Raw genomic sequence first — 9249 nt, 5'->3', positions numbered from 1 at the left:
ACAAAAAAACAATTAATGTTCTAGATAAACATGATCTTGAATAAGTAGACAGTGTAAAAAACATGTTTTGAGATAATCATGTTGCACAATCAAGTCTAACGATTTGGACGTCTATGAAAGTCTAAGATCAAAAAAATGTTCATCTAGATTTGTTATCTAAATTTGTTAACTTAAATTTGTTAACTATTTTAGGTACGGTGGGGCACACCGGAACCCTGGTATTAAACCAAAACGCTTGGGGAGATTTGACCTCTACTCTTCTTGGCTCCGGCCTGGTTGAGCAAGTCGAGTCATTGAGCCAAGAATCCCCGCGTCTCATGACCGGGGAGTGTCAAAGCGAGATGTCGGTACAGTTTTCCCGTGGTTGTCCTTTCGAGTGCGAATTCTGTGACATCTCTGTGCGATATGGCCGTAAACCGCGCACCAAAACCCCTGCTCAAGTATTGGCTGAATTGGAAACCCTCTATATTTTGGGTTTGCGGCTTCCTGTATTTATAGTTGATGATAATTTTATTGGCAATAAACGCCATGTTAAGCTTCTGTTGCAGGAACTAGCTCCCTGGATGGCAGAGCATGGTTACCCCTTTCCTTTGTCCACAGAAGCTTCCTTGAATTTGGCCGAGGATGATGAACTGTTGGAGTTGATGATTGCTGCCAATTTTAGTTCAGTGTTTGTGGGAATTGAAACACCAAATACTGATAGCTTGACCCTGACCAAAAAACATCAAAACACTCGTCAACCCTTACGAGATGCCGTTGAGAAAATTAATCGGGCAGGTTTGCGAGTGATGGCTGGCTTTATTATTGGCTTGGATGGGGAAAAACCAGGAGCAGGCGATCGCATTATCGATTTTGTAGAAGCAACCGCCATTCCCCATCCTGTTTTTAGCTACCCCGGCGAGAAGCCCCGCACCATAATCTTTGATTTGGTGTCGGGATGATAGCCGGGACGGGGTTTATGCAAATTAACATTTATCATTCGCCTGGCTTGTGCTAAGATATTTTACATGGCACTAACCATGAACTACACGTACCGAATTTATCCAGATGCAGCTCAACAGGAATTAATGTTGAGTTGGCTAGAAACTTGCAGACGACTTTATAACCGTTGTTTGCGAGACTTAAAGGACTGGATGAATAGTCGTAAGTGTTCGATTGATAGATGTTCGCTCATACGGGAATATATTATGTCTCCAGACATTCCATTCCCGGGTTATAGGTCACAAAAACGACAGTTAACGCAGTGGAAAAAAACCGAAACTGACCTGAAGGAAGTTCATTCTCAAGTCACTCAAGACGTTGTCAAACGTTTACATAATTCCTGGGAGTCGTTCAGACAGAGAGGGCGAGGTTTTCCACGTTTTAAAAAGTATGGGCGATATCAATCCTTTTTGTTTCCTCAGTTTCCTGCTAATCCCCTCAAGGGAAATAAAATTAAACTTCCCAAGATGGGACTTGTAGACATCAACTTACACCGAGAAATCCCTGATGGATTCAAGATTAAAGGTGTGAGAGTTGTGTCAAGATGTCGAGGAACAAAATGGTTTGTTGTCATAACGATTCAAGCAGATGTTTCTGTTCCCGATCCACCGTCTTTTGGGCGAGCAATCGGAATAGACGTTGGATTGATTGATTTCTTGGCAACATCAGATGGATTAAAAATTCCTAGACAGAAGTTTTTTGTAGACTTACAACGCGAGCTTAAATTGCTGCAACGTAGAGAGTCTCGAAAACAGAAGCGGTCTAAGAATTGGGAGAAAGTCCAAATTAAAATCGCACGATTACACCACAAAATTAACAATACTCGCCAAGACTGGCAACTCAAAGTAGCTCATACTCTCTGTGACCAAGCAGATTCTATTTTTGTAGAGGATATTGATTACCGAGTCATGGCTAAAGGGTTTCTTGGAAAGCATTCTCTAGATGCCAGTTTTGGTCAGTTCAGAGAGTTGTTGAAATGGGTTTGTTGGAAGCGAGGAAAGTTTTTTGCCACAGTAGACCATCGGGGGACATCAAAACAATGCCCTAACTGTGGTGCGGAGTGGGATAATAACCTTTCAATTCGTTGGCATACCTGTAAAGAATGCAGCTACTCCAATAACCGAGATGTTGCCAGTGCCGAAGTGATTCGTAATCGTGGGATTCAAAAGTACCCAAGGACTATTGGGGAAAGGAAACCGCCTGCTGAGAGCGTACTATCGGGGATTTTAAATCTAGATAAGTGCTACGCAGGAACTCTTAACTGTGAGGTTAAGAAGCCCGCGCTGTAATCTCTGATTCAGCGTCGGGAGGATGTCACTATGTTACAAGCCTTGCCCAATACCGCCCTTTGGCATCGGCTCAAACAAGAGGGGCGTTTGCTAGAAGGCAATGAGGAAAATATCAATCAGACAACCCTGACCAATTTTATCCCCACTCGCCCGATAGAACAACTGGCTCAGGAATATGTCAGTTGTTTCTGGGAATTATATAAACCAGAATCCTATTTAGGCAGACTTTATCGGCACTACTTAAATATGAAGCCGAAACCCTATCAGCCTAAATTAGTAATGCCAAAATTTATCTATTTCTGGGCACTGCTAATTATTATCTGGGGCAATGGCATCAAGCGCCAAACCCGCTTCCAATTCTGGGGTCAACTTTTTTCTATCCTCAGGCACAATCCTCAGGTATGGAAACGCTATCTTAGCGATCATGCCTATCTGGAACATTTCCTTGAATACCGCCAAATTGTCCACGATCAAATTCCAGCACAACTCGCTAAGTTTTTAGCAGCACTTGCTAACACTAGACCTCTTGCAGAAGTAGCGGGGGAAGTGTAGTGAGTGTGGGGAGATGGGGAGATGGGGAGGGTGGGGAGATGGGGAGATGGGGAGATGGGGTGATGGGGTGATGGGGAGATGGGGTGATGGGGTGATGGGGAGATGGGGTGATGGGGTGATGGGGTGATGGAGTGATGGGGAGTGTTGTGTTATCGTGGCTAATCCCGATTCCCGATTCCCAATTTCCGATTCCCAATTTCCGATTCCCGATTCCCGATTCCCAATTCCCGATTCCCGATTCCCGATTCCCGATTCCCGATTCCCAATTCCCAATTCTAAATTCTAAATTCCATCATGTCCTTCGATTCCTATAAAACCATTGGCGAAGTACTTCAAGAATTTACAATTACTGCTACTGAAGCCAATTATATCCTGGAAACTGACACTGTAATCAGAGAAGCGTTTAAAGAAGATTTAGAGTTTTGTCTTCGAGAATTTACCGTTGAAGAGTCAGAGTATGCTATTTGTGAGACTATTATTTTTCCGCTCTTAAAAGAAGTATACAGACAGTATCGAGATAAATTTACGCTGTGGAGTCATAAACCAATAACCTATGATCAACAGCTCACGGGAATACCCGATTATATTTTAGCAAAGCGGTCACCCCTTGGCAAGCAAATCTTTGAAAAGCCCTATTTTGTAGCTGTAGAAGCTAAAAAGGATGATTTTATTAAGGGGTGGGGTCAATGTTTAGCAGAAATGATCGCAATTCAAAAGCTTAATGACCAATCTGAGCAAACTATATTTGGAATTGTTTCCAATGGTCAACTTTGGCAGTTTGGTAAACTAAAAGGGAATCTCTATACTAGAGAAATTAACAATTATACAATTTCTGATTTAGAGAGACTGTATTCAGCAATTAATTATGTATTTAGTCAATGTGAACTAGAACTTTAAACTCAGCAATAAGTAAGATAAAGAGCGATCAATTATCCCATAAGTGTTGAACAGGCAACTCAGAACAGGGAACTCATAACAGGAATCTTCCCTATTCCCAGCCCGTAGCGCTATAACTAACAACTTTCGTTACTATAGGTTTTGCCTTCGCGTAGCGTGACCTACGGCCAATCCCATCAGCTGGCCCCTTCACAACTCCCATCTTCGAGATCAAGACTTTGAGTTCCAACTCCAAGCCCCAGTAGGACATTTGCCATCACGGCGCTGGGTTGGGGGATTTGACTGGTGGCTTCATGCTGGTGCAATAGCAGGGAAATTAGCACAATGCAACATTCTTAAGAAATAGTTTATACAAAATTGTCTCTCTAGGAAAGATAGTATTAATTAACACATTCGATCAAGGTAGTTCAATATACCGTTGTCACCCTCATCTGCGTATCTGTTAATCTCCCACGGCAGTCATGACCTGCGTCCCCAGCAGGCTATGGCACAATTGGCTCAGTTGCTGCGAATTCGACTAGCCTCTGAGCAAGCTAAGGCTACAGAGACAATCTTACCGACAATCTCACCACAGGGCAGCAGTGGTGACGGTGATCTGTTAACAGCTAACGGTCTTTCTAGTCAACCTTTGGTAGGTACAGCCACTTTAGAACTAGCTGATATACCCCTACATGAGCAAATTGTCCGATTTGCTCAGCTCGCTAAAGGGGCTGGCTGTAAGGAATTGAAACTATTGCCCCTATTTCTATTGCGGGGAGTACATGTCATGGAGGATATTCCTTGGCAAGTATCTCTAGCGCAACAGAAATTAATAAAGCAACATAACGTAGGTAGTGAAATGGTTATTCATCTACTGCCTCATTTGGGAGCTAATCCAGCTTTGGTGAGGCTGTTGAGAAATCAATGGGCAAAGCTAGATGGCGATGCCAAGATTTTGTTGTCCCATGGAACGAGCCGCCCTGGGGGTCAAGAAGAAACGGGGGCTGTAGCTAACCAGTTGGGGGCTGTGGCGGCCGACTGGTCAGTACAGCCGTCCCTTTGGGAGCAGGTCTCTATAATAGCAAACTCTGGAGCAAAAAAGATTGCCATTTTGGCATATTTTCTTTTTGAGGGAAGAATTACCGATGCGATCGCACAAATGTTACTGGAGATACAGCAGAGGTTGCCTCAAGTGCAGTTGAATCTCGGAAAACCAATTGGGGTGAGTGAGGCATTGATTGATTTGATTATGGATGGGATTAGGCAGAAATGAACCACGAAGACATCAAGGACGCGAAGGTAGTGAGCAATCAATGTTTGGGTAAGGTGTATTTGGTTGGGGCAGGTCCTGGAGATCCCGGATTGATGACCTTGAAGGGAAAGGGGTTATTAGAATTTGCAGATGTGGTAGTTTATGATGCCCTAGTCAGTCCGCAAGTGTTGAAGATGATTAATCCCCAGGCGGAACAGATTAATGCCGGAAAGCGCAGGGGTCGTCATTCCATGTTGCAGCAACAGACAACTCAGCTGTTGATTGAAAAGGCTCACTCTCATGCCGTGGTGGTACGGCTGAAAGGAGGAGACCCCTTTGTGTTTGGTCGTGGTGGTGAGGAAATGGGGGATTTGATTGCGGCAGGGGTGCCAGTGGAGGTGGTACCAGGGATAACTTCAGGAATTGCAGCACCAGCGTATCTGGGAATTCCATTGACCCATCGGGATTATAGTTCTTCCGTGACCTTTGTCACAGGTCATGAGTCAGTGGGCAAGTATCGACCTCAGGTGAATTGGAATGCGATCGCTCATGGCTCAGAAACCATTGTGATTTATATGGGAGTTCATAATCTGCCTCGGATTGTGACCGAATTGTGTGAAGCAGGATTAAATTCCCAGACACCAGTAGTGCTGATTCGCTGGGGCACACGACCTGACTCCGAACAGCTGGTTGGAACCTTAGAGACCATTGTGGCTCAGGTTGAAGAAACACAGTTTTCTGCTCCTGCGATCGCAGTCATTGGTAATGTGGTCAAGTTGCAACAGCTTGAAGGTTTTTCACCGTTGAAGGTTGAAGGGGGTTGAAGGTTTAAGGTTGCAGGTTGAAGGTTAATCGGTTGAAGGTTAATCGGTTGAAGGTTAATTGGTTGAAGGTTAATTGGTTGAAGGTTGAAGGTTGTTCGCCTTTGGCGTTCGGTCTAGGGTAGGTTGAATGTTAATCGGTTGTTCGCCTTTGGCGTTCGGTCTATGGTAGGTTAACCAGTTTAAAGTTAACCGGCTGTAACCTTTAACCTGTAACCCTCAACCTGTAACCCTCAACCTTCAACCTGTAACCTTCAACCTTCAACCTGTAACCCTCAACCTGTAACCTTCAACCTGTAACCTTAAACCTTCAACCTTGTAACCTGTAACCTGTAACCTGTAACCTGTAACCTGTAACCTTAAACCTTCAACCTGTAACCTTCAACCTTAAACCTTCAACCTTCAACCTTCAACCTGTAACCTGTAACCTAAGATAGTATCTTTGATCGCAACTTAGTGTGAGAGCCTAATAAAGTTACGATCAATAGGCCAGTTTTAAACAAAATGGAAAACGATCATAAATCAACGGTCATTATTACAGGAGCCTCGTCGGGAGTTGGTTTGCAAGCTGCCAGAGCTCTTGCCCAAACCTGGGGATGGCATGTAGTGATGGCTTGTCGGAATCTAGATAAAGCTGAAAAAGCTGCCCAAGAGGTGGGAATACCAAAAGACAGCTATACAGCGCTATATATTGACTTAGCTAGCTTTGCCAGTGTCCGGCAGTTTGTGAATGCCTTCAGAGCAACCGGCAGATCCCTCGATGCCTTGGTGTGCAATGCTGCGATCTATCTGCCGTTATTAAAGGAACCGTTGCGAAATCCCGAGGGATATGAATTGAGCGTTGCTACCAATCACCTCGGTCATTTCCTCCTGTGTAATCTGATGCTAGAGGATTTGAAGAATTCATCCTCTTCCCAACCAAGGCTAGTGATTGTGGGAACTGTCACTGCTAATCCCAAGGAATTGGGAGGAAAGATTCCGATTCCAGCACCTCCAGACCTGGGAGACCTCAAGGGTTTTGAAGAAGGATTCAAACCCCCGATCTCAATGATTAATGGCAAAGCCTTTAAATCTGGCAAAGCTTACAAGGACAGCAAACTCTGTAACATGCTGACCATGCGAGAGCTTCACCACCGCTATCATGACTCTACCGGAATAGTTTTCAACTCCCTTTATCCAGGATGTGTTGCTGAAACCGCTCTATTCCGCAATCACTATTCTCTGTTCCAGAAACTATTCCCATTGTTCCAGAAAAACATTACTGGAGGCTATGTGTCCCAGGAATTAGCAGGGGATAGACTAGCAACAGTAGTTGCTGATCCTGACTATAATAAATCCGGTGTTTACTGGAGCTGGGGTAATCGACAAAAAGAAGGTCGTAAGTCCTTTGTTCAAGAAGTTTCTAATGAAGCAATGGATGATTCTAAAGCTAAGCGCTTGTGGGAATTGAGCGAAAAGTTAGTTGGACTAGGGTAACGTTAAATCATGGGCTCTACCGTACTTGTTATGCTAAATAAACACTCTGTAATAGGGAACAGGGAACAGGGAACAGGGAATAGTGGAAAGAGGCTGTATTCAGAAAATTTTGTTAGTTAAATATCATAATTTTCGTTGTACAGTCAGCTTTATGAGTTTTTTCACTCGAAATTTAGCATAAAAGGTACTGCAGAACAAAATCATGGTGCGTCGTTACTAGTTTTGCCGACTCCTTTAGCATGATTTATCCTATTGAGTAGGGAGCAAAATGCTCCCACTACCAAATCACTCATAATCTAGGATTTTTAAATATATCATGAAAATCAATCCTGATTTATCATAAAACCCAAAAATCATGGGATATATTGACACTGTTCCCTGTTCCCTATTCCCTATTCCCTATTCCCTATTCCCTTATTCCATCAATATTATGTTTACATCTAAACTAAAAATGCTAGATGAAAGACATTAAACAACTACTCCAAGCTATCTACTCTAAAGACTTGGAAGAGAAAAAAATTTGGTATTCTTCTGTGGCAGAAGCCTACGACCAGGCCAGACCACGCTATCCTCAGCAACTGATTAACCGTGCCGTGGAGTTAGCCCAACTTCCTTCCGATGGGATTCTTCTTGAAGTGGGATGCGGTCCGGGGATTGCTACGACAGCATTTGCTGACTTGGGCTTCTCTATAGTTGCTATTGAACCCAGCCAGGAATCGTGCCAGCTAGCGCGACATAACTGTAGCCAATATCCAGATGTAGAACTTATTAATAGTACCTTTGAAGAGTGGGAGCTAGAAACTGGTAAATTCCATGCTGTGTTAGCAGCGACTTCTTTTCATTGGGTTTCCAAAGAGATCCGGTATCAAAAAGCAGCTGATGCTCTAAAAGAGAATGGGTTTCTGATTTTGCTATGGAATACTCCCCCTCAACCTAACTATGAGGTTTGCCAACTGTTGAATCAGCTCTATCAAACTCACGCTCCCTCTCTGAAACCCTGTGAAGAGATAGAAACTCATCAACAGAACCTCAGCAAAATTGCAGAAACTGTTATTAATTCCGGGAAATTCCAAGACTTAGTATCGGAACAGTTAGTGTGTGACGTTACCTATAGTATTGATAATTATCTAGCGCTTTTGAGTACTTTGTCACCTTATATAGCTTTAGACCACCAGCAGCGAGAATCTTTGTTTCAAGGGATTAAGGAAATACTAGAGCTAGAAGTGGACAATAGTCTCGAAACTTCCTATCTGTCTGTTCTTCAGATTGCTAAAAAAATCTAGTGGTAAGCATTTAGCTTAAGCGCTACGCGCACGCTACTTGAGGTGCTATCAGCTATCAGTTATCAGTTATCAGCAGACCTCTTGCAAAATTTTCTAAAAATATTTGCGTAATATTTGCGTCAATTATTGTCCACTGTTCCCTGTTCCCTATTCCCTGTTCCCGACATCTAATGTTGTTTGTCTTGGGTTAATATGGCAAATATTGTTGTTTAATGCCATTGGTGCTAGAGTGGTGAAAGGTTTCTTCCCATACAAAGAATCGCAATGAGCAGCAGCCTGAATATCCAGCTAACCGATAAACTACGCCGCTATGTTGATATGCGGGCAAGCGATAATGATGTCTATGCAACCCCTAGCGAATACATCCGGGATTTGATTCGTCGGGATATGCAGGACTATTTGATTGTGTCCGACATTATCCAAGGGCTAGGGGAAATTAGGAATCAAGAATTTGTCCCGGAATCTATCCTCGATATTTTAGAAGAAGTTGACACTCCCCGGTCTAAAGACGCGGGGATTCTTGCTTCATAGACTCGGCTTGCTCAACCTGGTCGGAACCAAGAAGAGTAGAGGCCAAATCTCCGCAAGCGTTCGGATCCAAGATCCAGGTTCCGACATGCCCTGCCGTACCCAAGGCTCGTTTGAGGATATTGATCGCGGCATTGTGGTCTCTGTCTAATTGGCACCCACATTTACAGATATGGGTGCGAGTTGACAGG

12 protein-coding genes and 1 pseudogene are annotated in these 9249 nt (G+C 43.7%); 11 read left to right on the top strand and 2 right to left on the bottom strand.

Annotated features, from left to right (window positions below; genetic code table 11):
* Window positions 1-341: 341 nt before the first annotated feature.
* The 5 genes and pseudogenes from F6K57_RS32020 to F6K57_RS32000 form a co-directional block, all read left to right on the top strand.
* Window positions 342-890: pseudogene (locus F6K57_RS32020) on the top strand (radical SAM protein); the annotation flags it as partial.
* Between the two features lie 129 nt (window positions 891-1019).
* Window positions 1020-2270, top strand: coding sequence for an RNA-guided endonuclease TnpB family protein (locus tag F6K57_RS32015; protein WP_075906557.1), 1251 nt, complete (start codon window positions 1020-1022; stop codon window positions 2268-2270).
* 30 nt (window positions 2271-2300) lie between these two features.
* Entirely contained in the window at window positions 2301-2822 is a 522-nt protein-coding gene (locus F6K57_RS32010; RefSeq protein WP_293072102.1) for a DUF4070 domain-containing protein, read from the top strand.
* Window positions 2823-2956: 134 nt separating this feature from the next.
* Entirely contained in the window at window positions 2957-3136 is a 180-nt protein-coding gene (locus F6K57_RS32005) for a hypothetical protein (protein WP_293043420.1), read from the top strand.
* On the top strand, window positions 3117-3719 hold the full coding sequence (locus F6K57_RS32000; RefSeq protein ID WP_293027573.1) for a hypothetical protein: 603 nt from the start codon (window positions 3117-3119) through the stop codon (window positions 3717-3719). The genes F6K57_RS32005 and F6K57_RS32000 overlap by 20 nt, the downstream gene beginning before the upstream one ends.
* Before the next feature lie 91 nt (window positions 3720-3810).
* Here F6K57_RS32000 and F6K57_RS31995 read toward each other — a convergent pair whose 3' ends face one another.
* Window positions 3811-3969, bottom strand: coding sequence for a hypothetical protein (locus F6K57_RS31995; protein ID WP_293072101.1), 159 nt, complete (start codon window positions 3967-3969; stop codon window positions 3811-3813).
* A gap of 168 nt (window positions 3970-4137) precedes the next feature.
* Here F6K57_RS31995 and F6K57_RS31990 point away from each other — a divergent pair, with 168 nt between their 5' ends.
* The 6 genes from F6K57_RS31990 (at window position 4138) to F6K57_RS31965 (ending at window position 9061) form a co-directional block, all read left to right on the top strand.
* Window positions 4138-4971: a CbiX/SirB N-terminal domain-containing protein gene (locus tag F6K57_RS31990; protein ID WP_293027570.1), complete on the top strand. Its 834-nt coding sequence runs from the start codon at window positions 4138-4140 to the stop codon at window positions 4969-4971.
* A complete protein-coding gene (cobA, locus tag F6K57_RS31985) occupies window positions 4968-5774 on the top strand; it encodes a uroporphyrinogen-III C-methyltransferase (protein ID WP_293027567.1) in 807 nt (268 codons plus the stop codon). Before F6K57_RS31990 ends, cobA begins: the two co-directional genes overlap by 4 nt.
* Window positions 5775-6275: 501 nt before the next feature.
* Window positions 6276-7247, top strand: a complete 972-nt coding sequence (locus F6K57_RS31980; RefSeq protein WP_293072100.1) for a protochlorophyllide reductase — start codon at window positions 6276-6278, stop codon at window positions 7245-7247.
* A 458-nt stretch (window positions 7248-7705) separates the two neighbouring features.
* Window positions 7706-8530, top strand: coding sequence for a class I SAM-dependent methyltransferase (locus F6K57_RS31975; RefSeq protein WP_293072099.1), 825 nt, complete (start codon window positions 7706-7708; stop codon window positions 8528-8530).
* A gap of 103 nt (window positions 8531-8633) precedes the next feature.
* A complete protein-coding gene (locus F6K57_RS31970) occupies window positions 8634-8798 on the top strand; it encodes a hypothetical protein (protein ID WP_293072098.1) in 165 nt (54 codons plus the stop codon).
* On the top strand, window positions 8795-9061 hold the full coding sequence (locus F6K57_RS31965) for a hypothetical protein (protein ID WP_293072097.1): 267 nt from the start codon (window positions 8795-8797) through the stop codon (window positions 9059-9061). Before F6K57_RS31970 ends, F6K57_RS31965 begins: the two co-directional genes overlap by 4 nt.
* Here F6K57_RS31965 and F6K57_RS31960 read toward each other — a convergent pair.
* Window positions 9033-9249: zinc ribbon domain-containing protein (locus F6K57_RS31960; RefSeq protein ID WP_293072096.1), on the bottom strand; the 217-nt coding region annotated here is incomplete at its 5' end. The two genes, F6K57_RS31965 and F6K57_RS31960, sit on opposite strands and share 29 nt — an antisense overlap.

This window comes from Moorena sp. SIO4A5 (assembly GCF_010672005.1).
Lineage (GTDB): Bacteria > Cyanobacteriota > Cyanobacteriia > Cyanobacteriales > Coleofasciculaceae > Moorena.
Note: the sequence above shows the minus strand (reverse complement) of the source record. Positions and strands in the feature narration are given on the sequence as shown.

Coding starts and splice junctions, on each gene's coding strand:
- F6K57_RS32015 (WP_075906557.1), top strand. CDS start 1,020: ATGAACTACACGTACCGAATTTATCCAGATGCAGCTCAACAGGAATTA.
- F6K57_RS32010 (WP_293072102.1), top strand. CDS start 2,301: ATGTTACAAGCCTTGCCCAATACCGCCCTTTGGCATCGGCTCAAACAA.
- F6K57_RS32005 (WP_293043420.1), top strand. CDS start 2,957: ATGGGGAGTGTTGTGTTATCGTGGCTAATCCCGATTCCCGATTCCCAA.
- F6K57_RS32000 (WP_293027573.1), top strand. CDS start 3,117: ATGTCCTTCGATTCCTATAAAACCATTGGCGAAGTACTTCAAGAATTT.
- F6K57_RS31995 (WP_293072101.1), bottom strand. CDS start 3,969: ATGTCCTACTGGGGCTTGGAGTTGGAACTCAAAGTCTTGATCTCGAAG.
- cobA (WP_293027567.1), top strand. CDS start 4,968: ATGAACCACGAAGACATCAAGGACGCGAAGGTAGTGAGCAATCAATGT.
- F6K57_RS31980 (WP_293072100.1), top strand. CDS start 6,276: ATGGAAAACGATCATAAATCAACGGTCATTATTACAGGAGCCTCGTCG.
- F6K57_RS31975 (WP_293072099.1), top strand. CDS start 7,706: ATGAAAGACATTAAACAACTACTCCAAGCTATCTACTCTAAAGACTTG.
- F6K57_RS31965 (WP_293072097.1), top strand. CDS start 8,795: ATGAGCAGCAGCCTGAATATCCAGCTAACCGATAAACTACGCCGCTAT.